This window comes from Sorangium sp. So ce381 (assembly GCF_051473845.1).
Taxonomy (GTDB): Bacteria; Myxococcota_A; Polyangia; order Polyangiales; family Polyangiaceae; genus Sorangium; species Sorangium atrum.
In genome coordinates, this window is sequence record NZ_CP150336.1 from 6,929,695 (window position 1) to 6,954,954 (window position 25,260).

At 70.2% G+C, this 25,260-nt stretch carries 22 protein-coding genes; 3 read left to right on the forward strand and 19 right to left on the reverse strand.

The window, feature by feature from the left end:
* Positions 1-7: 7 nt before the first annotated feature.
* The 8 genes from WMF29_RS25835 to mazG all read right to left on the reverse strand — a co-directional run bounded on the left by WMF29_RS25835 (position 8) and on the right by mazG (position 8,840).
* Entirely contained in the window at positions 8-760 is a 753-nt protein-coding gene (locus WMF29_RS25835) for a 4Fe-4S binding protein (protein ID WP_437322807.1), read from the reverse strand.
* Positions 757-2,229, reverse strand: a complete 1,473-nt coding sequence (locus WMF29_RS25840; protein ID WP_437322808.1) for a hydrogenase — start codon at positions 2,227-2,229, stop codon at positions 757-759. Before WMF29_RS25840 ends, WMF29_RS25835 begins: the two co-directional genes overlap by 4 nt.
* Positions 2,226-3,662, reverse strand: coding sequence for a proton-conducting transporter transmembrane domain-containing protein (locus WMF29_RS25845; protein ID WP_437322809.1), 1,437 nt, complete (start codon positions 3,660-3,662; stop codon positions 2,226-2,228). The genes WMF29_RS25840 and WMF29_RS25845 overlap by 4 nt, the downstream gene beginning before the upstream one ends.
* Positions 3,659-4,291 carry a hypothetical protein gene (locus WMF29_RS25850; protein ID WP_437322810.1) on the reverse strand — a complete coding sequence of 211 codons (633 nt, stop codon included), beginning with the start codon at positions 4,289-4,291 and terminating at the stop codon, positions 3,659-3,661. The genes WMF29_RS25845 and WMF29_RS25850 overlap by 4 nt, the downstream gene beginning before the upstream one ends.
* A complete protein-coding gene (locus tag WMF29_RS25855) occupies positions 4,288-5,211 on the reverse strand; it encodes a respiratory chain complex I subunit 1 family protein (RefSeq protein WP_437322811.1) in 924 nt (307 codons plus the stop codon). Before WMF29_RS25855 ends, WMF29_RS25850 begins: the two co-directional genes overlap by 4 nt.
* Complete coding sequence (locus WMF29_RS25860; RefSeq protein WP_437322812.1) at positions 5,208-7,184, reverse strand: proton-conducting transporter transmembrane domain-containing protein; 1,977 nt, start codon at positions 7,182-7,184, stop codon at positions 5,208-5,210. The genes WMF29_RS25855 and WMF29_RS25860 overlap by 4 nt, the downstream gene beginning before the upstream one ends.
* 79 nt (positions 7,185-7,263) lie before the next feature.
* Positions 7,264-7,659, reverse strand: a complete 396-nt coding sequence (locus tag WMF29_RS25865; protein ID WP_437322813.1) for a hypothetical protein — start codon at positions 7,657-7,659, stop codon at positions 7,264-7,266.
* 326 nt (positions 7,660-7,985) lie between these two features.
* Complete coding sequence (gene mazG / locus WMF29_RS25870; protein ID WP_272093701.1) at positions 7,986-8,840, reverse strand: nucleoside triphosphate pyrophosphohydrolase; 855 nt, start codon at positions 8,838-8,840, stop codon at positions 7,986-7,988.
* Positions 8,841-8,998: 158 nt separating this feature from the next.
* On the opposite strand from mazG, the gene WMF29_RS25875 reads away from it, so the two are divergent.
* Complete coding sequence (locus WMF29_RS25875) at positions 8,999-10,207, forward strand: hypothetical protein (protein ID WP_437322814.1); 1,209 nt, start codon at positions 8,999-9,001, stop codon at positions 10,205-10,207.
* A 58-nt stretch (positions 10,208-10,265) separates the two neighbouring features.
* On the opposite strand, the gene WMF29_RS25880 is transcribed toward WMF29_RS25875, so the two are convergent.
* Entirely contained in the window at positions 10,266-11,444 is a 1,179-nt protein-coding gene (locus WMF29_RS25880; protein ID WP_437322815.1) for a cytochrome P450, read from the reverse strand.
* Positions 11,445-11,752: 308 nt separating this feature from the next.
* On the reverse strand, positions 11,753-13,051 hold the full coding sequence (locus tag WMF29_RS25885; RefSeq protein WP_437322816.1) for a flavin-dependent oxidoreductase: 1,299 nt from the start codon (positions 13,049-13,051) through the stop codon (positions 11,753-11,755).
* A gap of 101 nt (positions 13,052-13,152) precedes the next feature.
* On the opposite strand from WMF29_RS25885, the gene WMF29_RS25890 reads away from it, so the two are divergent.
* On the forward strand, positions 13,153-14,739 hold the full coding sequence (locus tag WMF29_RS25890) for a ferritin-like domain-containing protein (RefSeq protein WP_437322817.1): 1,587 nt from the start codon (positions 13,153-13,155) through the stop codon (positions 14,737-14,739).
* On the opposite strand, the gene WMF29_RS25895 is transcribed toward WMF29_RS25890, so the two are convergent.
* On the reverse strand, positions 14,700-16,172 hold the full coding sequence (locus WMF29_RS25895; protein ID WP_437322818.1) for a hypothetical protein: 1,473 nt from the start codon (positions 16,170-16,172) through the stop codon (positions 14,700-14,702). The genes WMF29_RS25890 and WMF29_RS25895 overlap by 40 nt on opposite strands.
* Positions 16,172-16,933, reverse strand: coding sequence for a hypothetical protein (locus WMF29_RS25900; protein WP_437322819.1), 762 nt, complete (start codon positions 16,931-16,933; stop codon positions 16,172-16,174). Before WMF29_RS25900 ends, WMF29_RS25895 begins: the two co-directional genes overlap by 1 nt.
* Before the next feature lie 325 nt (positions 16,934-17,258).
* On the opposite strand from WMF29_RS25900, the gene WMF29_RS25905 reads away from it, so the two are divergent.
* Entirely contained in the window at positions 17,259-18,299 is a 1,041-nt protein-coding gene (locus tag WMF29_RS25905) for a hypothetical protein (protein ID WP_437322820.1), read from the forward strand.
* 78 nt (positions 18,300-18,377) lie between these two features.
* On the opposite strand, the gene WMF29_RS25910 is transcribed toward WMF29_RS25905, so the two are convergent.
* The 7 genes from WMF29_RS25910 to WMF29_RS25940 form a co-directional block, all read right to left on the reverse strand.
* Complete coding sequence (locus tag WMF29_RS25910; protein WP_437322821.1) at positions 18,378-18,866, reverse strand: FHA domain-containing protein; 489 nt, start codon at positions 18,864-18,866, stop codon at positions 18,378-18,380.
* A gap of 314 nt (positions 18,867-19,180) precedes the next feature.
* Complete coding sequence (locus WMF29_RS25915; RefSeq protein WP_437322822.1) at positions 19,181-20,452, reverse strand: pectate lyase family protein; 1,272 nt, start codon at positions 20,450-20,452, stop codon at positions 19,181-19,183.
* Positions 20,453-20,810: 358 nt separating this feature from the next.
* Positions 20,811-21,458, reverse strand: a complete 648-nt coding sequence (locus WMF29_RS25920; protein ID WP_437322823.1) for a hypothetical protein — start codon at positions 21,456-21,458, stop codon at positions 20,811-20,813.
* 104 nt (positions 21,459-21,562) lie between these two features.
* Complete coding sequence (locus WMF29_RS25925) at positions 21,563-22,270, reverse strand: SDR family NAD(P)-dependent oxidoreductase (RefSeq protein WP_437322824.1); 708 nt, start codon at positions 22,268-22,270, stop codon at positions 21,563-21,565.
* A gap of 106 nt (positions 22,271-22,376) precedes the next feature.
* Positions 22,377-23,531, reverse strand: a complete 1,155-nt coding sequence (locus WMF29_RS25930) for a PAS domain-containing protein (RefSeq protein ID WP_437322825.1) — start codon at positions 23,529-23,531, stop codon at positions 22,377-22,379.
* An 87-nt stretch (positions 23,532-23,618) separates the two neighbouring features.
* Positions 23,619-24,347 carry a zf-TFIIB domain-containing protein gene (locus WMF29_RS25935; protein WP_272093714.1) on the reverse strand — a complete coding sequence of 243 codons (729 nt, stop codon included), beginning with the start codon at positions 24,345-24,347 and terminating at the stop codon, positions 23,619-23,621.
* 100 nt (positions 24,348-24,447) lie between these two features.
* Positions 24,448-24,936 (reverse strand): hypothetical protein, encoded by a 489-nt coding sequence (locus WMF29_RS25940; RefSeq protein WP_437322826.1) that lies wholly within the window; start codon positions 24,934-24,936, stop codon positions 24,448-24,450.
* Positions 24,937-25,260: the final 324 nt, after the last annotated feature.

The following is a 25,260-nucleotide window of genomic DNA, read 5'->3' on the forward strand; positions in this document are numbered from 1 at the left end:
TCGCACATCACGCGATCCCGAGCAGATCGAGTATCGCGTTCACGAAGGTGAGCGGGTGCGGCGGACATCCAGGGACGTAGAGTGAAGGGCCGACGCTCTCCAGGAAGCCGCGGTCGACGCCCGCTGCGCCGTCGTAGAGGCCCCCGGAGATGGCGCAGGCCCCCACGGCGACGACGAACCGCGGCTCGGGCATCGCATCCCAGGCCAGTCGAACCGCCTCCTTCATGTTGCGCGTGAGCGGCCCCGTCAGGACGAGCGCATCCGCGTGCCGCGGAGAAGCCACCCACTCGATCCCGAACCGCTGCACATCGAAGTTGACGTTGGTGACGGCGTTCAGCTCGAGCTCACAGGCGTTGCAGCCGCCGGCCGAGACCTGGCGCATCTTCAGAGACCGCCCGAACAACTTCGAGAACGCCGCGGAAGCGCGGACCCGCACGATCTCCTCTTCGCCCTCTCGAACCGTGAGGTCCGAGGGCTCGTTCCCGCCCATCCTGGGCTCCGGCCTGAACTCGATCTTCGCCTCGGGACAGACCTCCGCGCAAGCGTTGCAGAAGACGCAGCGGCCCAGATCGAGCGCCACCGGAGCCAGCCGGATGGCCTGGGTCGGACACGCGTCGCGGCACGCGCTGCAAGCGGCCGCGCAGGGGTCGCGGCGGATCGTCGGGCGACCGCGAAACCCGGTTGGCGCTGCCTTGCGGAGATCCGCGATGGCTTGCGTGCCCTGGGAGGCACGTACACGGAGCGACAAGAACATGCTCATAGATCGTTCCCGCAGTAGGAGAGGTCGAAGCTCTTGTTGCAGATCGGGAAGTCCGAGATCTCGTTGCCGCGCACCGCGAGGGCGAGCCCCATCCAGTTGCGGAGCGACGGGTCCTGGACTTTGTAATGGACCACCTCGCCGCGCTCGCCGGTCTCGATGCAGTGGACGACCTCTCCCCGGAAGCCCTCCACGAGCGAAACGGCGAGCTGGTTCGGCGCGAGCTCGCCGATCGACGGCGGCGGATGCTCCCAGTTCGGGTAGAGCGCGATAACGGTCGATATCCACGACAGGGACGCTTCGATCTCCGCGATGCGGATACGTGCGCGTGCCCAGCAGTCGCCGTCCGGCAAGACGGCGGGCTGGATGGGCACCACGCTGTACGCCCCGTGCTCCATGAGGTGGCGCGCGTCGAGCCCGATCCCCGAGGCGCGCGCGGCCAGCCCGACGAGCCCGAGCTCCCGCGCTTGCGCGGTCGTCAGCGTTCCCGTGGAACGCAGCCGGTGCTGAACCGTTCGTGCCATGAGGAAGCAATCGTTGATGATCGGCAGATCTGCTTGAAGCAGCTCGAGGTTCGCGCGAATGTCACGCAGCGCCTCCGGCGGCAGCCGCATCCGGACTCCACCGGGACGTAGCGCTCCTTTGCCGAAGCGGCTGCCACACAGCCGCATCATCGTGTTGATCGCCGTGGTTCGGAGTCGGCCGTAGGTCGTCGCTCCCTGCAGAAATCCGACATCCGCCGCCATCCCGGCGAGCCCCGAGAGGTGCATCGCGACCCGCTCGAGCTCGAGAGCGACCGCCCTGGCGAGCTCGATTTCGCCGTCCAGCTGGCATCCCGCGAGGCTCTCGAGGACGGAACAGTACGCCCATGCGTGAGCGACGCTGGTATCTCCCGCGATGGTCTCGATGAGCGGGGTCAGGCTCCGCGGATCACGCTCGAGGAGCCGACGTTCGACGCCACGGTGCTGATAACCGAGGTGGATCTCCAAGTGATGCACCTGCTCCCCGAGGCACATGAAACGAAAGGAGCCGGGCTCGATCACCCCGGCATGGATGGGGCCGACAGCGACCTCGTGCACCTCCTTCCCTTCAATCTTGTAGAATGGGTACGAGCGCATCGCCGATTGTTCCTGCCCCTCGTAGCGGATCGGCTTGAGCCACGGATGTCCGGCGATTCGCACGCCGGTCTGCTCGTGGAGCTCGCGCTCGAAGCAGTGAAGCGCGGCATGCTCTGTCGTCATCTCGTGGTACCCGCGCTCCGCGGCCACCTCGGTCCTGGAGACGCGCAGGGAACGGTCCGGCGCCTGAAGGACCGCCGTGATCGCGACGCGGTCGACGTCGCGCCTGCCATACAGCGTGACCACACGCATGTCCGCGCGGAGCTGCTTCAAGAGCTCGTCGCGCCACGGTCCCGGCTCGAGCCTCGGGATCGCGTCCACGGCGACCTGGTGGGCGGTCATCGATGCCTTCACGGCCCCTCCAAGCAACCAGCCACCTCGGCGAGCAGCGAGTTGATGGGCGGCGGGATGTAGACGCCCAGCACGACCAGCGCGACGAGGAACCCGAGCTTCGGCAGAGCGACCGGCAGCGTCTGCCGAGGCCAGCTGCGCTGCCTCGTGGGTTCACCCCAGATCATCGGAAACACCGCTCGTCCCGTCGCCACGAACGTCATCGTGATCAGCACGCAGAAGGCGGCGAAGACGAGCATCTGCCCTGAGCCGACGAGGGCAGACAGGATCAGGAGCTCTCCGAGAAAGCTGCCGAACGGCGGAAAGCCGAGCAGAGCGAAGGTGCCGACCATCAAGAACCCACCGCTGTACGGGAGGTCCTCGATGAGGCCCGATATCGCGCGCGTGTCCTTGGTACGATAGTGCGCCTTGATCGTGCCCGCCGTGAGGAAGAGGATCGCCTTGATGAAGGCGTTGCTCAGGACGTAGAGCAGGAGTCCGTAGGACGCCGACTTGCCGACGCCGAGGCCGATCGCGATCACGCCGGCATGGTTGATCGACGCATAAGCGATGAGGCGCTTCAGGTTGCGGGTCGCGATGATGCCGACCGTCGACACGACAACCGAGACGATGCCCATCGTGAGGAGCTCGCCTTCCAAGAGCGCCGCGTGGGTCGGTCGGACCACCTGAACGACGCGGAAGAGCGCGACGAGAACGCAGTTGAACTGGACGGCGCCGAGGAGCGCCGCGACGGCCGGCGGGGCCTCGTCGTAGGCCTCCGGGAGCCAGCTGTACATCGGCGCGAGGCCCAGCTTGGTGCCCAGCCCGAGGAGCGCCAGCGCGGCACCGAGCTTCGTCCAGTGGTTCACCGGGATCGCGGAAGGCTCGAGGAGGCGATCGAGGAAGAACGTCGGAGCCTGGCCGCCGGCTTCGAGCCCGCGCCCCAGGCAGATGAAGCCGACGAGGAGCACGCCGAGCCCGACGGACGAGAAGAGCAAATAGCGCCATGACGCTCGGTGGGACGCCGGTACGCCGGGCCGCGCGATGAGGGGCGCGGCCGCGAGGGTGGTCGCCTCGAGCGCGATCCAGAGCAACACCAGGTGATTCGCGATAAGCACCGTGTTGGCTGCAGCCAGGAACAAAAGAGCCAGCCACACGAACCGCGCGATGTCCTGGCGGAGCGCCGGGGTCGTGTACACCCGATGCATCACGTACAAGGAGATGCCGAGGAAGATCGAGTCCACGACGGCCATGAAGAGCCGTGAAGTCGCGTCCAGGCGAAAGAATCCGCCGAGAGAGCCCGGGACGTCGGGGGACATCGCGGCTCCCATGATCGCGAGGGCCGTCGTTATCGCGGAGGCGCCGACAAGGACCAGCGTGGCTCGTTCGCGGGCGGCGCGCGCGATGAGCGCCACGGATGCCAGCGCTGGAAGCAGGACGAGGGCGATCGTGCTCATAACGTGGGCCCCTCCACGGCGCCCTCGGGCTGCGCGACGGTGCTCGCGCCGAGCACCTCGAGATACCAGCGATAGAGCGCGATCGTCACCGCGACGACGGCGACCTGACCGAGCTGAACGGCGAGCATGTCGTGCTCATGCGCGCCGCCGAGCTCGAACAGAGCGATCGCGTTCTCGACGCGAAGAACACCCACCATCTGGCTGAACGGACCGGATTGCGTCGACAGCACGAGGAAGCCGAGCAGCACCCCCGCTGCAGCCACCGCGACGAGCGTTCGCTGCTCTCCGTGCTCGGGGACGAGCGACTCGGAGAAGTTGAAGGCGAGGAGGACGATGCCGAGGGCGATCGTCCAGGAGAGGAGGTTCGGCGAGATGACGTCGTTGCGCCTGGGCGCGTTCTGCGACCGAAGCACGCGGTAGAGCGCGATCGGCGCGGCGAGCCCGCGCAGGAGGACCAGATCGCCCAGGGTGACCCAGTCACTCACGGCGTCGAGCTCCGGATTCAGTCGGTACGCCACCCAGGCCATCAAGAACCCTTGGCAGGACAGGCCGAGCAGGCTCGTCCGCCACGTCGCGACGAACAGGGGGATGAGCAGCACGCCGAGCAGCGTATTCAAGAGAGGGCTCATTCGGGGACCCCCGCCCGCCACACGGTCGCGAGGAGCGCGACCGAGCCAGCGGCGAGCGCGATGACGATGTACTGAGGAACCGAGCGTAGCTTCAGCCGGGCTACCAGGGATTCGATCGTGCCGATCGCGACGCCGGCCGCGAGGGTCAAGGCGAGGTTCGCGGCGGCGCAGGCCGCGCCGCCGGAGCCCGCCCACGGATTGAGGAGCGTCGCGACGATGGACGCGCCGACGAAGAGCTTGATCGCGGAGCCGAGGTGGATGCACGCGAGATCCGGGCCGCTGTGGTCGAGGATCATGACCTCATGCACCATCGTGAGCTCGAGGTGGGTCGTCGGGTCGTCGACGGGCATGCGCGCCGCCTCGACCTGAAGCACGATGAGCATCGCCACGACAGCGGCGCCCCAGACGAGCGCGGGCGCGCCGGCGTGGAGGTGCGGCGCCAGCGCCTCGTGCAGGGTGCGCCCGCCCCCGGCGAAGCTCAGCGCGCCGGTGACGAGGAACAGCGCCGGCTCGAGGAGCGACGAGAAGACGGCCTCCCGCGCCGCGCCCATCCCCTCGAAGGAGCTCCCCGTATCGAGCGCGGCGAGCATGATGGCGACGCGGCCCAGCCCCCACACGTACGCGAACCACACGAAATCGAGCTGAAACGACGCGAGGGGCGTCGAACCGAGGAGAGGCGCGATGAGGGCGGAGCCCACCGCGGTTGCGAGGAACACGTACGGCGCGACCCGGAACAGCGGCGTCGTGGTCGTGCTGTACACAGACGATTTCCGAAAGAGTCGCCTCACGTCATGGGCGAGCTGAAGGACCGGCGGTCCCTTGCGCCCGGACCAGAGCGACTTCACGCGGTTGATCACGCCGGTGAGGACGAACGGCATGACGACGAGCACGGCGACGTTCGCGAGGCGGGTGAGCATCATCGGCCGACCCCTCCGACGACCATCGCTCCGATGAGGACGAGCGCCACGAGCCCTGCGGCGAACGCGAAGCGCGGCTGCTCCGGGATGCGGTCAAAGGCTTGAGCGATGAAGCTCTCTCCGTGCCCGAGCACCTCGAACATGCGTCGCTCGACGGCGTCGACATGGTGTGTCGACAGATGGCCGGGCTGCTGCGGGAACGGCCCCTCGGGCAGCCGCTCCCTTCGAAGCGACGGCAAGAAGGATGCGAAGAACCGCGTGAACTGCTCGGAGAACGAGCTCCCCGTGTACTGCATGCGAGAGGAGGTGGCGGTGGTTCCACACCCCCACGTGACGCTTCGCCGCGCCGCTAGACCTCGACGCCAGCCGATCACGCCGGCGACGAGCAAGGCGCCGGCGAGCGCGCGGCTCGCCCATGCGAGCGGAGCGAGCAGGGCCGGCAGCGTGCTCGCGCTGGACTCGATGGGAAAGAGCCTCAGCGCGGCGCCTATCGCTGCGAGGCCCAGGTCTGGAGCCACGCCGATGGCGACCACGAGCGCGGCGTGGATCACCATGGGCCAGAGCATCGAACCGGGCGCGTCCTCGCCGACGTGGAGCCCTGGCTCCCGAGGCATGCCGAGGAACGTGAGCCCGAAGGCCCTCGTCATCGACAGCGCGCTCACCGCGCCGACGAACGCCAGGGCCGCCGCCGCTGCGATGGTCACCACGCTGCCTTGACTGGAAGGCGCGCGCCCTGCGAGGAGCCCGGCGTAGATCAGGAACTCGCTGACGAAGCCGTTGAGCGGCGGGAGCGCGGAGATGGCCAGGGATCCGATGAGGAAGAGGACGGATGTCCGCGGGAGACGCCTTGCGAGCCCGCCGAGCCGCTCGAGATCGACGGTGTGCGCAGCGCGGTAGATCGCACCAGCGGCGTAGAACAGAAGGCACTTGAACAGCGCGTGATTCAGGACGTGCAGGAGGCCGCCGCCGAAGCCGCACACGGTCAGCGCAGGGACTCCCCAGGCCCATCCCAGGTATCCCACCCCGAAGCCCATCGCTGCGATGCCGACGTTCTCTGTCGACGAGTACCCGAGCAGGCGCTTCAGATCGCGTTCGGCGGACGTGGAGAGGACGCCGAAGAACGCGGAGAGCGCGCCGAAGCCGAGCACGCTCCATCCCATCCACTCGTCAGGTCGTCCCATGAGCAGCGTGAAGCGGAGAAAGGCAAAGAGACCGGCCTTGTGAATCACGCCGGACATGAGCGCCGAGATGTGCGCCGGCGCCGCGGAGTGGGCTCGGGGAAGCCACGTGTGAAACGGAAAAAACGCGGATTTCAGCGCGAACGACGCCCCGAGGAGCAGGAAGAGCGTCCCCCGCGCCGGATCCTGGCTCGACAGGAATTTGCCGAACACGGCGAAGTCCATGGAGTCGGTCTTGCTGTGGAGCAGCATGAACGCCGCGACGAGGACGAAGAGCCCGACATGGGTTGAAACGAGATAGTTGAAGCCGGCAAAGCGGATCTTCTGGTTGCGGTAGTCCCAGATGACGAGCAGCCACGCAGCGAGGGCGGCGATCTCCCATCCCAGCAAGAACACGAGGGCGTTCTGCACCGAGTAGATCAGCACGAAGGACAGGGCGACCATGTTCAAGAGAGCGAAGTGGGAGCCGCCGTTCCTCCCTCGATCGAAGTAGGGGCGAAGGTATCCGACGGCGTAGATCGTGCCGAGCAGCGTCATCGGGAGGGACCACGCGAGGAAGAACGCTCCGAGCGCGTCGACGCGAAACGCCATGCTGTCGATGGGCGTCGGCCAGGGCCACACGATCTCCAGAGCCTCGCCGCCTCGAAGGATGGGGGCGACCCTCGCGAGCACGAGCGCGGCGGCGATCGCTTGCGAGGCGATCGCCGCAGCGCTTCGCGCGCCGTTCGAGCGCAGGCCCAGCGAGAGCGCCGCGCCGACGAGCAGCACGGGCACGCTGAGAAGCAGGGATCCCGTCACCTTGCTGTCCTCCCGCGACGTCTGATGGCGCGTCGCGCTGCGCCAGAAGGAGATGAGTTCCGGCGGCTTGTTGAAGCGGTCATGTGGACCTCGAATGAGCGTGGGCACGAAGAGCGTCGAGGATGTTCCAGCCAAACGCCGGCTTCGGCAGCACCATGGGTGGCAAGGAGTGGCCGTCCGGTCCCAGCGCGGAGCGAAAGGACTGTGGTGTGCCCGTCACGAGGAGGACGAGGAGCTTCGGTCGCGCGCTCCGCAGCGACGTGATGAACGTCACGATGTCGCCGGGATCGAAGTCGTCGGGAAACAGGACCAGAGCGGTGGTCGCGGGCACCATCCTGTCCGCGTCGTTCAATGTCCTCGTGCCGTTCGACGCAATCCCGGCCTGGCTGAAGTAGGCATGAAGCGCGTCGATCGTCTCGGGATTGTCCGCGACGACGGCGACGTGGAGCGACCCGGCGGAGGGGCGGTTTGCCATGGCTGCCCGGGCATGTAGCAAGCCGGGGGCCGCCTCGTGAAAGGCGCAAAAACCTCGAGTACGCGCCTGATGGGACGGGAGAGCTGACGACCCTTTCGGAGGGCAGTGCCACAAAACGACAGATTGACGCAGGAAACAGCGACATCTGCCGTGACTTTCGTCATGGGTAGGTCGCCTTTTGACGCGATGGCGCCTACTTGACGCTCCGAAGGCCAGCCAGCGGAGGAGTCGTCACGCCGAGCTCGACGCCGTCGGAGCGCGCCGCTCGCCCGGGGTCGACCGCTTGCTGAGGACGTCCGATCCGGGGTCTCTGCTTCGCGCCGCGGTCAGGTCCGCCGCTCGCCGCGCTTGGCCTCGTCCCAGTAGCCGTCGAGCTCCTCCAGCGTGAGGGTGTCGCGCGACGCCTTGACGGGCCAGCCCCCGTGCCGCTCGACGACCCGCCGCTCGACATGCTCGAAGCGCCGGGTGAACTTGTCGATCGTCCGGCGCAGCGCCCCCTCCGCGTCGACGCCGGCGTGGCGCGCCAGGTTTCCGAGCGCGAAGAGCACGTCGCCGAGCTCCTCCTCGATCGCGGCGGGATCGCCGCTATCGAGGGCCCTATCGAGCTCTCCGATCTCCTCGTCCACCTTCGCGCGCGAGCCCCGCGCGTCCGGCCAATCGAAGCCCACGCGCGCGACCTTCTCGCCTACCCGCTGCGCCCGGGTCAGCGCCGGCAGGCTGCGGGGAACGCCGCCGAGCACGCCGCGGTCCTTGCCCTGGCTCGCCCGCTCGGCCGCCTTGATGCGCTCCCAGTTCTGGAGCACCTCGTCGGCGTTCTCGGCGCTCTCGTCCGCGAACACGTGCGGGTGGCGCCGCACGAGCTTCTCGCAGATCGCTGCGATCACGTCGTCCGGCCCGAACGCCCCCTCGGCCCGGGCGAGCTCGGCCTGGAAGACGACCTGGAGCAAGAGATCGCCGAGCTCGGCGCACAGCTCCTTGCGGTCGCCGCCGTCGATGGCGTCGATGACCTCGCACGCCTCCTCGAGCACGTAGCGCCGGAGCGTCGCGAAGCTCTGCTCGCGATCCCAAGGACATCCGTCGGGCGCGAGGAGCCGCTGCATCAGCTCGACCATGCGCGGAAACGTACGACCGGCCTGCTCGGGGAGCGGCGGAGCCTCCACGGGCTCGAAGGAACGAGGCATGCCGTGCTACTAGCGCAAACCACCCCCGCTCCGGAAGCATGAGCATGAGGAAGAGGAGATGATGCAGGGCGCGCTATCGCGGAGCGTCATCCTGGCTTCCAAGGCCGTAGCATGAGAAAAATACGGAGGGCATCGAGGCTCCGACGACGAGGATGACCATGAGGAGCGCAGGCTATGTGGTGCTGTTCGCGATCGCCGGCTGCTCGCAGGGGGTGTGTCGGAGCATCGGGAGCGCGCCGGGCGCGGCGCCGAGCCCGGGAGCAGCTGCCGAGGACCCCGTGACCGCGGCCCTGGACAACAGCGGCGAGCAGGACGCCCTGGACGAGGAGATCGCCCCGCTGCGCAAGGGCGGGCGCAACCTCGTCGCGGAGCCGCCGGACGGCGCGGAGGAGGTGACCTACGCCGCATGGATCGCGGCGGCAGGGCTCGCCGCGCAGAACAGGCGGCCGCCTCCGGCTGCACCACCGGGGTTCGCGCTGCGGGCCGTCCCCGGGCGCGACCTCTGGGTGCTCTCCGAGGACGGCACGCGCCGCCGCGGGGCAGCCGCCGTCGTGCTGCGCGTAGGACCGGCCATGCCGCTGATCGTCGAGGCGCCGCACACGTTCTTCGATCGAGGGACGCTGCCCGTCGCGCTGGCGATCTTCGAGGCGCAACGGGCGCGCGCGCTGATCGTGAATACGTCGCACCGGTACGGCGGGCGTCCCAACCCACGCAACGCCAGCGTGGACGATGAGGGCGCAGACGGCGGGCGCGCAGACCTGGGTACCGCTGTCGGGGGCGGGCGCGGCCCGGGTCACACCGCGGAGGATGACGAGAGCTTCGAAGGCGCAGGTGGCAAGGACGGCGGTGACGGCAAACCCACGCAGGACGGCTCCCAGGGCATTGGCGGCAGCGCTCGTGGAGAGGACCGTGCTTCCCGAGAGCGGCTGATTGCGTCGCTCGCCTTCGCAGACGTCGCCCACGCCGAGCGCTCGTTCTTCCTTTCGGTGCACCGGGCGCTGCTCCAGACCTTCCCCGGCACGCCCACGGTGCAGCTGCACGGCTTTCAAGACCGCTCGGCTCCGAACGCCGCCGTCATCGCCAGCGCGGTAGGGCATGGCGCCGCGCTGGAGCGGCTGCTCACGCCTCTACGGGCGATCATCAACGAGGGAAAGGTCCTCGCCTACCCCACGGAGATCGACAGGCTGGGCGGTGCCACGAACGTGCAAGCACGCTGGTCGCGCCAGATGGGCGCGCCGTTCTATCATGTCGAGCTGTCCCGAACGCTGCGCGACAAACTGGTCGTGGACACAGATCTCCGGCGCCGCTTCGCGGCGGCCTTCGCTGGGCTCACCGCCGGAACAGGTCAGACGCGCGACCCGGGTTGATCGCATCCGCACCGCTGTGGCTGGCTCGGGTCGCGCGCGCCGCGCGGGGTCGCGAAAATTACACGAGCAACGCCGGAATCTGGTCGGGTCCGAACGCGGCCGCGCCGCGCGGCGCAGTCGAGAACGTCGGCCGCAGGGTCGGATCGGCCCGGAGCGCCGGAAACCGCTCGAGCAGGAGCGACACGCCGATCCTCGCCTCCATCCGCGCGAGCGGCGCCCCGACACAGTAGTGCAGACCGCCGCCGAAGTTCAGCATTCCCACGGGTCGTCGATGGATGTCGAAGATCTCCGGGCGGGGGTAGATCTCCTCGTCGTAATGGCGAGCCATCAGCGACAGGTAGAGGATCGTCCCCGCATCCAGCGTTTCGCCGCCGATCGTCGCCTCACGCTCGACGAACCGCACGATGCCCGCCACGCTGCTGCACCAGCGGGTCGACTCCTCGATGGCCTGCGGCAGGAGCGAAGGTTGCTGACGCAGCTGGTTCATCGACTCGGGGTGGGCGAGCAGCGCCACGAGCAGGTTGGCCAGCATCCAGCTGGTCGTCTCGTAGCTGGCGAGGATCAACGTGAGCACGACCCCCTCGCACGCCTCCACACCGCCCAGCCCCTCCGCGACGATCGCCCGCGCGATCTCGCCGAGCAGCGTATCGCTCGGGTGCGCCACCTCGCGCTCAGCGATCTCCCGGAGCTGCGCCTCCATCGCGGTGTGGGCGCTCCGCCCCTCGGCCATGACGACGGGATCCTGCGGCATCACGACGCTGCGGATCATCTTGCGGATCAGCACGTCGTTCTCGGCGATCCGCTCCTCCGGGAGCCCGAAGAGGGCGCTCGTCACGCCCATGGGCATCGACATCGCAAAATCATCAAAGAGATCCGCCCGCTCCTTCCGCGCGAGCCGCTCCACGACCCTGCGCGCCACCGGGGTCACGATCGCCTCCTCGTAGCGGGAGATCACGCGTGGGGAGAGGACCGCGTTGAAGAGCCGCCGCATGCGTGTGTGCGACTCACCGCCGAGCGTCACGAGCGTCCCTTTCATGATCCCGTTGTCGTAGGCCCGGGTGCTGAAGGTCTCGCTGTCGCGCAGCACCGCGGTCACGTCGGCGCCGCGGAGTACGACTGGCACGCCGAGTCCCTCGTCGAAATAGACGGAGTGCTCCCTCGCCGCAGCGGCGAGGTGGATCGCGAACGCCGAAGGGTCTTTCGAGGTGAAAGAAAATAGATTCTTACGAGGCAGCATACATAAAAATTAGTATTCCATATCGAAACGCGAATCAAGCCGCTTTGCCGTGACCTCGACTGGGACGTAGGTGGGGAAGAGCCGGTATTGCGGACGCTCCTCCCACGTTGGCTTCGAGCGCGGGCACTGTGGGTGAGGCCCCCGGACGAGCCGAGATCCGTCCATGGTGATTCGTCGAATCCCTGGCGACGTCGAAAAGCTGCTCGACTCGGGAGCTCTGCTCGACCCGGGATGAAGGCGGCGAGTGTCGCGGACCGGAGGCGCCGTTCCCCGATGGCGGCAGCGAAGCCCGCCGTTCGTCGCGCCGATCACCGAGATGATGGATGGATTCCATCGCCTGCTTCGAGAAAGCGCGCGCTCCATGACGGCCGGGCGTTGAGCTCCTCGACGTCGGTTCCAATCATCTTCGCGTAGCTGCGGCCCATCTCCTCCAGCTCTTCCCCGCTCAGCACGTCCTCGATCCGGGTGAAGCCCGCCGGCGCTCGCTGCTCCACCATCGAGAGGACCCGGTCGGCGCCCATCGCACGGTTCGCGAGGACGAGGGAGCTCGTCGGCGGACGGCGCGCGGCATCATAGGCGGCGAGCGCCTCTTCGGGGGTGCTCGTCTGGGCGAGGTGCCAGGCCAGCACGCGAGCGTCGAGGATCGCCTGGGAGGCGCCGTTGGAACCGACAGGGTACATGGGGTGTGCCGCGTCGCCGAGCAGGGTGACCCGGCCAGCGCCCCACGACGGCAGCGGATCGCGATCGATCATGGGATACTCGAAGATGACGGGCGCCGCGGCGATGAGCGCCGGAATGTCGAGCCAGGAGAAGCGCCACGCCGCGAAGTGGGGCAGCACGTCCTCCACGCGTCCTCGCCGGTTCCAGCTCCCCGGCGCGACCGCCGCCCCCTCGTGCAGCCGCACCTCCGCCACCCAGTTGATCGCCGCCCGCCCGCGGAGCTCCGCGCGGCGGGAGATCGGGTAAGCGACGAACTTGGCGGCAACGTTGCTGCCGGCCATGATCATGGTGCGCCCCGAGAGGAAGGGCTCGCCCTCGGTCACGCCACGCCACATGTGGATCCCGTTCCACCGGGGCGGCCCCTCCGCCGGGTGGAGCTGCGCGCGAACCACGGAGTGGATGCCGTCGGCCCCGACGAGCACGTCCGCAGGGACCACGTCGCGCTCACCGGTCCGCCGATCCCGCACCGTGACCTGCACCTCGGATGGCGTCTGCTCGAACCCCTCCACCGCCGACCCGACGCGCACGCTGGAGGCCCCCAGGCGCCGCTGCACCGCCGCGAGCAGCATCAACTGGAGCTCACCGCGGTGGATCGACACCTGTGGCCAGCGATACCCGGCGGAGATCCCTCGCGGCTGGCCCCAGATCCGGCCCCCGAACCGATCGTGGTGCACGACCTCGGCGGTCGGGATCCCTGTCGCCAGCAGCGCATCAGCGAGGCCAAGCTCCGTCAGCTCTCGCACGGCGTGAGGGAGGAGGTTGATGCCGACACCGAGCGGCCTGATCTCTCGCGCGGCCTCCACGACGCACGCATCGATGCCGGCCGCGTGCAGGCTCAGGGCCGCCGTCAGCCCGCCGATGCCGCCGCCCGCGATCAACACCCGCATCGCGCGACGCTCGCACGGCGCGCCGGACGCGGCAACGGCGCGCATGGCGCCCGCCACCGCGGCGCCGAACCCGGGTAAGATCCTCGAAAGAGGGACATACCATGCGATTGCTCGTCTCGATGGACTCTTGGGGTGCGAGGCTGCTGTCGGTGCTGGCGATCGCGCCTGCGCTGAGCTGCGGTGGAACCGTCACGCCCGGTGAAGGCTCGGGCGGAGGCACCTCCAGCAGCTCAGGTGAAGGCACCTCCAGCGCCACAGGCGAAGACACCGCCAGCAGCTCGGGTGAAGGCACCTCCAGCAGCACAGGAGGCCTGCCACCGGAGGGGTTTCCGTTCGCTTGCGACGATCCGGAGCCCATCGTCGTCGCGGACCAGAACACCGGGTACGTGCGCTGCGCCGGCGGCTGGATCCACCGCGCGGAGGTCGTCACCTGTCCGAGCCCGCTCCCGCGCGCCAAGGCCTGCGCGGACCCGAGCGGCGCGACGGGGAACTGCAAATCCGACGCCGACTGCACCGAGCAGCCCCACGGGTACTGCGACGTCATGACCGGAGGCGAGGTGGCGCCAGGGTGCTTCTGCCAGTACGGATGCACGACCGACGCCGACTGCGGCGAGGCGCAGATCTGCCTGTGCGGCGATCCGGTCGGGCGGTGCGTGCCCTCGCGGTGCACCAGCGACCAGGACTGTGGACTGTTGCTCTGCTCCAGCTACGTCCTGCACCCCGGATGCGGCGGGACCGCCTTCGCGTGCCAGACGCCCGCCGACGAGTGCGCGAGCGACCAGGACTGCTCAGGGGACACGCAATGCTCCCTGGAGGCCCTGCGGCACGCCTGCACCGAGCAGAACTGCGTGATCGGCAGGCCGTTCCTCGTGGAAGGCGTCGTGCGCACCGCACAGCCCGCCGCGCGTGACGACTGGCGGACCACAGCTCCGGACGCGCCGCCTCGCCTGGAGGAGCTGTCCTCCGAGCAACGGGCGGCCCTCGCCGAGCACTGGACCCGCGCCGCCCTCCTCGAGCACGCGTCCATCGCCGCGTTCGCGCGCTTCGCGCTGCAGCTCCTGTCGCTCGGCGCGCCGCCGGAGCTCGTCGGCGCCGCGCAGGCGGCCATGGGCGACGAGGCCGACCACGCGCGCGCGTGCTTCGAGCTGGCCAGCGCGTTCGCCGGCCGCGGCGTCGGCCCGGGGCCCCTCGCCATCGACGGCGCCCTCGGCAACGATGGCGCCCGCGAGATCCTCGTGACGACCCTCCGCGAGGGGTGCATCGGCGAGACCATCGCCGCCATCGAGGCGGCAGAGGCCGCCCTCCACGCGACCGATCCCGCGGTCCGGCGCGCGCTCGAGAAGATCGCCGAGGACGAGACGCGGCACGCCGAGCTCGCCTTCCGGTTCACGGCCTGGGCCCTCGACCGCGATCCCTCCCTGGCGAGCGCCGTCGTCGACGAGCTCGCCACGGCTTCCTCCGAGCTCCCCGCCCCGAGCGAGGCGAGCCACAGCGGCCCGCTGCTCGGCTTCGGCGTGCTCTCCCCGCAGCACCGGCGCGCGGTCCGGGAGCGCGCGCTCGCTCAGGTCATCGCTCCGTGCGCGCGGGCGCTGCTCTCGCGCGGCGGCGACGGCATCGAGCGCAGCCGCCCGCGCCCGCCGCACGGCCGTCAGAGCGAGGAGACCGACAGCTTGGCGACGAACAGCTGACCGTCCGCGGCCTCGACAGGGCAGTTCAGGAGCGCGAAGTCGGCGCCGGACGTGCCCGCGAGGAACACGTCCGTTCCGGAGACGGCGAGCGCCAGGATCCGCTGGAGCGCAGGGCCGCCGAGCGCGCCCAGCCACTCGACCTCGCCGTCCGTGGCCCGGAGCCGCGCGAGGAAGGCGTCTCCCTCGCCGGCCTCCCCGCCGATCTCGACGTCATCGATCTTCATCTGCTGCTCGAACTGCCCGGCCACGACGAGCTTTCCGAGCTCGTCGACCCCGACGACCTGCGCCGATTGAGCCCCGCTGCCCCCGAGCTGCTTGGCCCACGTGGCGACGCCGTTCCGGTCGAGGTGTGCGGCGAAGCCGTCCTCTCCGGTCGAGGCGATCGCTCCGGTGAGATCGATCTGCCCCTCGAATGAGCCGGTCAGGACGACGCCGGCCTCGTGCAACGCCACGGCGCTGGTGCGCTGATCGCCGCGGAGGGCGGAGTAGTGTCGATACCAGACGTCCGCCCCCTCGGCGCTCCATCCATCGCAGATCCACGACGCCGGAAACGACGCCAGGAAAGCGTCGATCCCGTCCGAGGCCGCGCCGCCGGGCGGCAGCGCGCTCTCGAAGCCAGGGAAGCCCACGTTCACCCGTCCCTCGAAATCGGAGGCCACGAAGGCGTCGCCGGAGGCCACACGGAGGTCGCGAGGCCAGTAACGCGCTCCCTCACGGCCCGTAAAGACGCCGCTGCACGGGTTCAAGAGGGTCTGTCCATCGTAGCTGGAGAACCCGATGTCCGACCCGCCCTGGAGCGACGTCAGGACGAAGACGCGGTCGCCCTCCGCCGCGACCGCCCTCGCCTCGTCAAGCCCGCTGGACCCGTGCGTCACGCACACAGCGACCCCGTCGGGATCGCTCGTGTCGAGCCGCGCCACGAACGCGTCGCCGTCGCCGGCGCCCTCGGGCAGCCCGCAGTCCGCGCCGAACGACAGGCTGCCCGTGAAGCCGCCCGCCACGTAGACGCTGCCGCCGCCCAGCGTGATCGCGGTCGCCTGATGGACGTGGGTCGCGGTGTCGTTCTCCGCGTTCCCGAAGCGCCCGCTCCACATGTGGTTCCCGTCCCGCGCGAGGTGCGCCACGAAGACGTCCTTGCCGGCGCCTCCCGCCGTGAGCGGCGCGCCGCCGGCGACGGTGAGATCCCCCTTGAAGCCGCCCGCCAGCCACAGGGTGCCGTCCTCGTCGGCCGCGATCCCGCCGAGCGTGGCCTCGGCGTCACCGAAGGACATCGCCCACTGGCACGTATAGCCGGGCTCGCTGAACGAGCCGCCCCCGACGCCCTGCTCGTCGATGAGCTGAATGCCGACGATCTCCGCGCATCCCGCGCTGCTCGCCGCCAGGAGAGAGCTCGCCAGCCACAGCCGGGCGCGCCGTTCGAGCCTCATCGTCATCAGAACACCCCGACGACGGAGCCACCGACGACGCCCGGAGCGAGCTGGACGCCGGCGGCCGCGCGCGGCCCGTCCGAGGGCAGCGTCAGCCAGAGGACGGCCGTGCCGGCGAGCGCCACGCTCGCGGCGATGAAGGAGAAATCGGACACGGTCGCATACGACATCGCCTTGCTGGCCAGATCGGGCACCGGCTGCGCGCAGTCCCGGTAGCGCCTCGGATTCGCGCACGCCGTCTTCGCCTCCTCATCGACCTTGTCCCACGTGGCGATCGCCAGGCCACCGAAGGTGCTTCCGAGCGCGATGCCCGCCAGCGTGAGCCCGCCCGTCACCCACATCAGGCTCCGGTGGATCGGATCCGGCCTTGCGCCGTAGGGCGTCGGCCTGCGCAGCTCGATGTCGCCGGCGGAAGGCGCGGGATCCTGCGCTGCTGCGCTGGGCGCGAGCGCCCTCCCGGGGACCTCGACGCCCTCTCCCGGCCGCGTCGCCTCGACCTCCCGCGCGCGCGCGTACCGCCCGGGCGCGGCCGCGATGACCTCGTGCTTCCCCGGCTCGACAGGGCGGGCCGCGCCGGCCCCTTTCGCGGGCGACCCCTCGGCCTGCGCGCGCGCTGCGGCGGTCGGCTCGGCCTGGGCCGCGCCCGCCTGCGCCCAGGCGGCCAGCGTCACGAGGAGCCAGAGCGCGGGGCGACCGAGCCCCCTTCGCCCCGCGCGCCCCACACCCTTTGCGGAGCGCCGGGAGCCTCTGCTGATCGCTTCAGGCATCGAGTCCCCTGGAAGGTCAGCGAGCGACACCTGCTTCAGGTCCCCGCGCTGGACCACGACGACCGATAACAGGGCACCGCGACGAGCGCCAGACGAAAGACCCCCGCGCCAGCCACGACGCCACTCCCTTGCGCCCATGTTGCCGCCCGCTGCGCCCGTCGCGCCCGTCGCGCCCGTTGCGCCGTGTTCCCGCTTCGACGCACGCGGCCTTTGCGCTAGCGTTCCGCTCGCGGTTCCCCTCGGTTTCTCTCGGTTCCGGTCTCGCCCCTCGCTCCCCAGGTCGTCGAGCGTACCGGCTGGAGCGCCCTCGCGAACAGGTGCCCTGATGCCCTCCGTGCCAGCCCCCAAGAAGAAGCGGTCCAAGAAGAGCGCGCGCTCGCTCCCTCGCAGGGACGAGGAGTGGATCGGCGGCTTCTTCTCCCTGCGCGCGTTCGTGCACGAGGGCGACGACGCGTACCGCCCCGAGGCGGTCGTCTGGATGACCGAGCGAGGCTTCGTCCTGAGCTGCGCCGCGCTGCGCCCCGGCGACGTCGTGACGGGCGCGGTCGACAGCTTCGAGGCCGCCGCCAGGGATCCCCTGGAGGGCAAGCCGCGCCAGCCCGAGCGCGTGCGCGTGGCCTCGCCGGCGCTCGCGGAGGCCCTGCGGGCGCGGCTCGGCCCGGAGGTCGAGGTCCGCGTCGCGCCGACGCCCGAGATCGACGTCGTGGCCGAGGACCTGGAGGCCCACCTCGGCGCGCGGGACGGCCGCCTGACGCCGAGCTTCCTCGGGGGCGGCATCGAGGCGCCGGCGATGGCCTCGTTCTTCCGCGCGGCGGCCGCGCTCTACCGCGCGACGCCCTGGAAGGCGGTGCCCAGCGACGCCGACATCATGGCGCTGTCGATCCCGTCGCTCGGCGCGCGCGATCTCGCACTGTGCGTCGTCGGGCAGGCTGGCCAGAGCCACGGCGTCCTCCTGTTCGAGAGCGCGCGCGGGTTCGAGCTCTACCTGGCCGAGACCGCCAAGCTGCCGGACGCGCCGCCCGCGTCGCTTCCGGCGAGCTTCTTCTCGCTGAGCTTCGATCGCGCGAGCGACCTGCACCCCGCGCTGCGCGCCGAGGTCGCCGAGCAGCGCTGGGAGCTGGCCGATCCGGACGCCTACCCCACGCTCGCGATGGTCGACGAGGACCTCATCGGCCGCAAGCCGACGCCGAAGGAGCTCACCGCCTCCGAGGCGCTCGCGCTCGGCCTTGTCGAGCTGATGAAGCGGCGCAAGGAGATCACGAAGGCGTTCCGCGGCGGCGCCCCGGTGGACGCGAGCTACGTCGTGGAGACGCACGCGGGCCCCGTGGAGGTGCTCTTCCGCGCGCCCCACCCGGAGCGGAGCTGATCCCGGCGGCAGGCGCCGGCAATCTGTCGAGGCTCGGGCGATCCGACGAGCGAGCGGAGCAGCGGCGAAGCCGCGTCCTCAGCGAGCGGCGAGCCGGTAGAGATCGGCGTTCACGATGAACTCGCAGACGACGTTGCCGAGCTGGATCATGTCGCCGCTGCGGAGGGGCACGCCGTCCCCGGACGGCGCAAGGAGCCGGTCGTTCAGGAAGGTCCCGTTGGTGCTCTTTCTCGCGTGGAGCATCGGGGTGTCCGCGACCAGCACCGAGATGTGGGCGTGGACCTTCGAGACGGACGCGTCGCGGAGCACGATATCGCTGTTCAGCGCCCGCCCGATGAGGATGCGATCCTGCCAGGGGCTCTCGGGGCGCTTCGCCACCGGCAGGAGCTCGCAGCCGTGCGACGTGGCGATCATCCCTGACGAGATCCGGTGCCGGGACGTGGTCGGCTGGCCGCTCATGCCAGGCGCGGTCCCGGCGACGAGGGTCTTGAACGACGGAGGGGGCTGGTCATCGGGGCCGAGCTCCCGGAGCAGCCAGGCGTGCGGGTACTTCCGATCGAACGCCATCCGTGAAATCGCCCGGGTCTGAGCACAAAGCGCCGCGAAGGTCAACATGACGAGATCTTCCCCCAGGTTCCGGGCCGTTCGAGAGAGCCGAGCTCCCCGAGCGGCGATCGCCCACTCCGGCGGGGCCTGATAGGCCCTTATACATCAGGAGGCGACGGAATCACCGGACGCCACGAGACACGGTCGAGACGACCTACGGCGCTGAGCTGACTACATCGTCGGCGCTCGCCATACTCGGCTCCCGCGCGGGCAGCTCCGCGCGCGGCGCCGGCCGCCGAGACGCGCGGGACGAGGGGCGCGCCGGCAGCGGGGCTTCAGGGCAGGTTCGCCAGCGGATCCGTCTTGCCGACGCCCGCGTGCTGCAGGACGAGGGCCTTCACGGCGGCCGCGCGGTCGAGCGGGTACTCGTACGGCGCGGTCCAGGAGCAGTCTTCACCCGACGCCTGCGTCCCGGTGGTCTCCTCGAACAGGTTGTCGATGCGGTGCGTACCGCCGGCCGGGCTGTCCAGGGTGGTGATGGGGTTCTTCACCTTGTAGAAGTGATTGCCCTCCACCCTCAGGCAGGCGCCGACCCGCGAGTTCACCCCCGACGTGGGGACGTCCTCGAAGTAGTTGTTGAAGATGTGCCCGTTGCCGCCGCGGTAGCTCGGGACGCGGGAGTTCACGTTGCGGAAGCGGTTGTGATGGAAGGTGATGCGGCGGTCGCTGTCGTCCTTGTCCGACGAGCCGACCAGCATGCCCTTCCAGTGGTCGTGCAGGTAGCTCCATGAGATCGTGATGTTCGAGGACTCGTGGGTCGCGTCGATGAGGCCGTCGTACTTGTCCTTGTCGGAGTTCACGGCGGGAGACTCGGCCCAGAGCTCGCAGTGGTCGATCCAGACGTTGTGGCTCTCGTCCATGTGGATGCCGTCGCCGTTGCCGCTGCTGGCCAGCACGTGGTGGATCTTCAGGTTGCGGACGATGATGTTGGAGGATCTCCTTAGATTGAGCCCGATCCCCTCCAGCTCTCCGCTCGACCCGACCCCCACGAGGGTCTTGTCGGAGGTGACGTCCACGTCGTCGCCGCTGCCGCTGATCTTGCCGGTGATCTGGATGATCACGGCGCCGTCCCTCGCGGCCTCCCTCCTCAGGGCGTCGAGCGAGCTCACGGAGACGACCTGTCCGCCCTTGCCGCCGGTGGTGCCGTCGCCGGTCGTGGCATAGCCGTAGAGCCTGAAGTCGACGGCGCCGGGGTCGCCGCCGCCGGCGCCGCTGCCGGAGCCGCCCTCACCGCTGCTGGAGCTTCCGGTGCCTTCATCCGAGCCGCCCTCACCGCTGCCGGCGCCGCCCTCACCGCTGCCGGCGCCGCCCTCGCCGCTGCCGGCGCCGCCCTCGCCGCTGCCGGAGCCCCCGGTCCCGCCGCTGGCGCTGCCAGCGCCGGTCCCGCCGGTGCCGGCGGCGCCGACGCTCGCCGTGGAGCCTGCGCTCCCGCTGCTCGTCGGCTGACCCGCATCGTCTTCCGGCTCTGACGTCTCCGAGCCGCACCCGACCACCGAAACGCCGAGCGCGATCAGCGCAGCCCAAGCGACTCGAGATTCGCACTTCATGAGCAAGTCACCTTTCCGTGATGAGCCAAGGCCAAGCAGCTCGCGCGACGCGGGCGGAGACGCCGGACAGCACACAAGCCGTTCGCTGGAGCTCCACAGCAACGGACATGCCATCAGTTCAGGACGAACCGGCCCTGTCTCGATCGCACGGTTCCACCGCATTTCCCGCAGGGATCTCTGCAGCGCCGCGCCTCTCCTCCGGAGGTTCCGGGGCGGCGTCACAACCGAGGCTGTCAACCACGGGTTGACACGGTGGACACGTGCGACACCGCGTCATCAGCCCTGACGATGTCCGAGGCCCGCGATATCGAGCGCCGCGGCGTGGCCCCGGGCTCGGCGCCGCGGCTCCTCCCGGGGATCAGGGGCCGATTCGAACGAGCTCGACCCAGTCGAGCCTGGCCGCGTCCTCGCGGCACCCGAACGAGACGATGTGCATCCCGGGCCCGAGCGCGAACTTGAGCAGCAGCCCTGTCGCGTCCTTCGAGTCGTGAACGTAATCTTCGTGGAACTCGGTCCCGTTGAAATCGTACCTGGTCCCGAGCTCCGGCTCATGGTCCACGCGGACCAGGAACGAGTTGTCCGTGCTCTCGTCGGGCCCCGTGGCGACCCTGGCCCTGATCTGGTACGTGCCTGACTCGCCGATCTCGAACGAGCAGTCGACCCGGTCGCTCTCGCAATTCGCCTCCTCGGGGACAGCCACGTACGTCCCGCCGCTCGCCAGCGGGTCGTCCACACGCTCGAAGCGGCCGGAGAGCTCGCAGTCCTCGGCCTCGATCCTGATCCTCGACAGGCTGCCCCCCCCTCCCGTGGGCGCCGGCGACGCGTCCCACTCGGCAGACAACCCCTCCAGCGAGCACGCGCAGGCCAGCACCGGCAAGAGCGCCCCCCAGCGCCCCCATCGCGCTGCGCGCGCGACGGCCGCCGCCGCGAGCGCCGTGGGAGCCTCCCCCGCGCTGCGGCCCGCGCGAGGCCTCGTGTCCGCCCCAGGTCCCGAGATCTCGTTCATCTCCCACGACGCTAGCAAGACACGCACCGCCGGCGCGGCACAAGTTGTCGAGCCGGCGCGATTCACGCGGGGCGCGCGGACGTCAGGAGCACGCCCCGCGCGCTTCAGCTCGCGGCGGGACGCGCGTAATCCTGCGCGCGGAAGAGCACCCCGTGGACTTCACCGTCGAGCAGCGCCGGGACGAGCGCCCCAGGCAGCACCGACTCGACGTCGTTCGGCGCCTTCGGCCCGCCGAGATCGGTCCGCAGCCACCCCGGGTCGAGGAGGTTCATCAGCACGCCCGTGCCACGGAGCGAAGGCGCCATGTCGCGCACGAACTTGTCGAGCGCGGCCTTCGACGCCGCGTAGGCCATCAGCTCGGGCTGATCCTGGATCCCGGAGGTCACCTGGACGATGCGCCCGAAGCGGCGCTCCAGCATCGTCGGCAGCAACCGGTGCGTGATCCGTATCGGGCTGATGACGTTCACCTCGAAGCTGAGCCGGTAATCGTCCGCCGGCGTCTGCAGGTACGACGCGCGGAACGGCGTCATGATGGCGGCGTTGTTGAACAGGAGGTCGATCCCGCCCGACGCCGCGATGGCGTCGTCCAGCATGCGATCGACCGCCGCCTGATCCGACAGCTCGCCCGAGACGGCGCTCACCCGGATCCCCTTGCCAGCGAGCTCCCCTTCGAGCTCGCGCGTGTGCGCCGCGTCGCGGCTGTGCAGGACGACGTTGCAGCCGAGGTCCGCCAGGCCGCGCGCGATCCGCTTTCCGATACCCCTGCTCGCGCCGGTGACCAGCGCCCACTTTCCACGAATGTTAAGCGTCATGGCGGCCCTTATGGCAGAGGCCGTCCGACCTGGCAGCTCGAAAAGCGCTGCAGCGGGCGCAGGCGCCGCCGGACGCCGCCCCAGATGGCGCCGCGCGCGCCGGCGCCTAGGCCCGCCGCCGCGCGTCTCCACGCGCGCGCTTCCGGCTGACCTCCAGGCCGCGGCCGAGGCTGCGCAGGACGAGCAGATCCTCGCCGAGGTCGACGTCGACGAGCGCGCGCGCGACCTCCGGGCGGACGCCGGTGAGGATCGGCCTGGAGCCGAGCAGCTGGATCGCGTGCGCCAGCCGCTCCAGGGCCGCGGCGCCGTCCGGATCGAGCGCCTCCGCGCCGGTGACGTCGAGGACCACGTGGGACGCCCGATGCGCCACGATCGCGGGGAGGAGCCGCTCTCCCAGCTCGCTGCCGCGCTCCGCGTCCAGGCGCCCGATGAGCGGCACCGCGAGCGTGCCCCGGCCGACGTCGAGGATCGGCGCGGAGAGGTTGAGGATCTGCCGCCGTTGCTCCTCCACGAGGGCGAGCGAGCGGTTCAGCTGGTCGATGAGCCGGCCCTGCTCCTCGACCTGCCCCTCGGCGCGCCGCTGCGCCGTGACGTCGAGCTGCTGCACGAGCACCGCGCGCGCGCCGGTCACGGGATCGGTCGTCGGGCGCGCCTCCACCTGGTGCCACCGCTCGCCGTCGGTCGTGACGACCCGCACCTCCCCTGCCCACGGCGCCTCGGCGTCGATCGCGCCGCGGACCGCCGCGCTCACGCCCTCATCCGGGAACGCCGCGTCGATCGTCGGCGCGTCGCCGAAGGCCCGAAGGGCCGCGGGGTTGTGGAAGAGCACCTTCCCCTCCCGATCGACGAGGCTGACCAGCACCGACGAGTGGCGGACCGCCTCCACGCCGCGCACCATCGACGCGCCGACGCTGGCGGCCTGAGGGAGCGCCTGGAACAGGATCGCGAGCCGCCCGTCATCGAGGTCGATCGGCTGCCCGTGGAGCGTCACCGTCGCGGGCGCCCCGCGCGGGTAGAGCGTCCAGTCCTCCAGGACCGTGCCCCCTTCCGCGAGGACGCGGAGGTAGCCGTCGAGCCGCGCGCGGACAGCCGGCGACAGGTCCGAGAGGTCGCGGGAGAGCAGCTCGGCGCGATCCGTCGCGCGCCAGAACTCGATGGCCTTCGCGTTCGCCCAGGGGAACCGGTGCCGACCGTGGTCATAGACCCAGGTCGGCAGGACGGACAGATCGAGAGCCGACAGGCGCTGGTCGAGGGACGTCATGTCGTGGCGGCACGTCATACGACGCCCCCGTCCGTCCTGCACGCCCCTTGACATCTCTTCACCGGCGCGGCCGGCGCGCGCGGACGTTCAGCGGGTGATTCGCCACAAGAGCTCGAGCAGCTCCGCCACGGCGGCCCGCCGGTGTTCCCAGCGGGATTCCCAGGACGAGGCTGCCACGACGGCGCTCGCCCGGCGCGCCGTCTCCCTGGCGATCTCGGCCTCCCGGCGCGACCTCGCTTCTTCCTCGATCTGCTGCTGCCGCGCCCTCGCGGTGCCGCCCGACGCGGCGAAGGCGAGGAGCTGCGGGAGCTCGCCCCGGTCGAACCAGGTGCCGTGTTCCCTGCAGATGTCGACGATGATGCCGCTCTTGCCGGCGAAGTTCTTGCGGTTCATCCGCTGGCCGCACGCCGGGCACCGGACGTAGCGCACGCGGACGTCGACGTGCTCCGGGCGCTGCGGCGGCGGCCTCGGCGCGCTCGTCCCATAGCTCTCCCGGCGCTCCAGGAGGTCCCGCAGGAGCGCGTGGTCGACGAGCTGACCGCCGCACCGGCTGCAGTCGCGCAGGAGGCCGGCCGCAGCGCGGAACGCCGAGAAGGGCACGCCGCAATCGGAGCAGAGGAGCGCGTCGGGCTCGGGGATGGGCTCCAACCCGAGCTCGTGCCCGCAGCCGTCGCAGCGCTCCGCGTCGGGGAGGTTCAGCTGGTAGCAGCCGCCGCAGCGCACGGTGGCGAGCGGCCGCTGGCAGCCGGGGTAACAGAGCCCCTCCGCGTTGATCAGGAGCCCGCAGCTCGGGCACGTGCTGCGATCGGCGCGCACCACGGGAGTCTAGACGCCCGGAGCGCTCACGAGAAGCGCCGCGACAGGCGCCCTCGCTCCGGGCGCCGGGGCGGCCTTCACGTCGCCGGGCTTCTCGGGCTCAGCGCTGCCTGGCGGGGCGCATGAAGGGATTGGGATGGGAGCTCCGGGGGCGGCTGTGCGGCGGCGCGCTGGACCGGCGCGCCTGCTTTCCGAGCTCCTCGAGGAGAACTCCCACGGCGGCGTCGTCGTCCTGAAGCACGACGACATGGTCGTTGTTCTCCTCACGCAGGAGCCGGTTCACCTGGAGGGCGCCGACCGCCGTCCGCACGACGATGGCGACGCAGGCGAACTCGCTGACGAGCATGCTGCGCGTGCGCATCGTCGCGGCCTCGAACGCCGGATCGTTGTTCATGGGCGCCCGGCGGAGGTCGATCAGGTGGCCGAGGCTCCAGCGATCCAGCGACTCGTAGACCTTGAGCGCTTCGGAGTGGACCCGGATGAAATCGTCGGGAGACGGATAGGGGAGCTCGGAGCGGGTGCTGCGGACGATCGACATCTCCTGATCGAGGGTGACCGTCAGATGATCGTTCTGCAGCAGGACATCCATCCCACCACAGGATAGCGAGCCGGCGGCGCGCCGGCACTGAAAAGCAATGGCGAGCTCATCGCTGCGCCGGCAAACACTGCGTGATCGGCCGGAACGGACCGCCGCGCAGAGGCGTGGGTCCGGGTGTGCGTGGAGCGATGAGCGGCCCAGAACGAGCGGTGTCTGCGTTCCCTCGCGACGGGCGCGGGCTGCGGGAATGAGTCTCCTTCAGACCAGGGATATGGTTCTCGGGACGACGACCAGCGGTCATGTGTCCTGGTCATGCTTCGCTATCGTCCAGCGCGCCCGAGACTCCCCCCTTCAACCCGTACCTTTCCCATCGCC

Excerpts from the sequence above, each read along its gene's own strand:
- WMF29_RS25910 (WP_437322821.1), bottom strand. The coding sequence starts at position 18,866 with ATGGCGTTCGATCGGAAGTACCCGCACGCCTGGCTGCTCCGGGAGCTC.
- WMF29_RS25885 (WP_437322816.1), bottom strand. The coding sequence starts at position 13,051 with ATGCGGGTGTTGATCGCGGGCGGCGGCATCGGCGGGCTGACGGCGGCC.
- WMF29_RS25925 (WP_437322824.1), bottom strand. The coding sequence starts at position 22,270 with ATGACGCTTAACATTCGTGGAAAGTGGGCGCTGGTCACCGGCGCGAGC.
- WMF29_RS25890 (WP_437322817.1), top strand. The coding sequence starts at position 13,153 with ATGCGATTGCTCGTCTCGATGGACTCTTGGGGTGCGAGGCTGCTGTCG.
- WMF29_RS25895 (WP_437322818.1), bottom strand. The coding sequence starts at position 16,172 with ATGACGATGAGGCTCGAACGGCGCGCCCGGCTGTGGCTGGCGAGCTCT.
- WMF29_RS25875 (WP_437322814.1), top strand. The coding sequence starts at position 8,999 with ATGAGGAGCGCAGGCTATGTGGTGCTGTTCGCGATCGCCGGCTGCTCG.
- WMF29_RS25930 (WP_437322825.1), bottom strand. The coding sequence starts at position 23,531 with ATGACGTCCCTCGACCAGCGCCTGTCGGCTCTCGATCTGTCCGTCCTG.
- WMF29_RS25845 (WP_437322809.1), bottom strand. The coding sequence starts at position 3,662 with ATGAGCACGATCGCCCTCGTCCTGCTTCCAGCGCTGGCATCCGTGGCG.
- WMF29_RS25915 (WP_437322822.1), bottom strand. The coding sequence starts at position 20,452 with ATGAAGTGCGAATCTCGAGTCGCTTGGGCTGCGCTGATCGCGCTCGGC.
- WMF29_RS25880 (WP_437322815.1), bottom strand. The coding sequence starts at position 11,444 with ATGCTGCCTCGTAAGAATCTATTTTCTTTCACCTCGAAAGACCCTTCG.
- WMF29_RS25920 (WP_437322823.1), bottom strand. The coding sequence starts at position 21,458 with ATGAACGAGATCTCGGGACCTGGGGCGGACACGAGGCCTCGCGCGGGC.
- WMF29_RS25865 (WP_437322813.1), bottom strand. The coding sequence starts at position 7,659 with ATGGCAAACCGCCCCTCCGCCGGGTCGCTCCACGTCGCCGTCGTCGCG.
- WMF29_RS25900 (WP_437322819.1), bottom strand. The coding sequence starts at position 16,933 with ATGCCTGAAGCGATCAGCAGAGGCTCCCGGCGCTCCGCAAAGGGTGTG.
- WMF29_RS25940 (WP_437322826.1), bottom strand. The coding sequence starts at position 24,936 with ATGGATGTCCTGCTGCAGAACGATCATCTGACGGTCACCCTCGATCAG.
- mazG (WP_272093701.1), bottom strand. The coding sequence starts at position 8,840 with ATGCCTCGTTCCTTCGAGCCCGTGGAGGCTCCGCCGCTCCCCGAGCAG.
- WMF29_RS25905 (WP_437322820.1), top strand. The coding sequence starts at position 17,259 with ATGCCCTCCGTGCCAGCCCCCAAGAAGAAGCGGTCCAAGAAGAGCGCG.
- WMF29_RS25835 (WP_437322807.1), bottom strand. The coding sequence starts at position 760 with ATGAGCATGTTCTTGTCGCTCCGTGTACGTGCCTCCCAGGGCACGCAA.
- WMF29_RS25855 (WP_437322811.1), bottom strand. The coding sequence starts at position 5,211 with ATGATGCTCACCCGCCTCGCGAACGTCGCCGTGCTCGTCGTCATGCCG.
- WMF29_RS25850 (WP_437322810.1), bottom strand. The coding sequence starts at position 4,291 with ATGAGCCCTCTCTTGAATACGCTGCTCGGCGTGCTGCTCATCCCCCTG.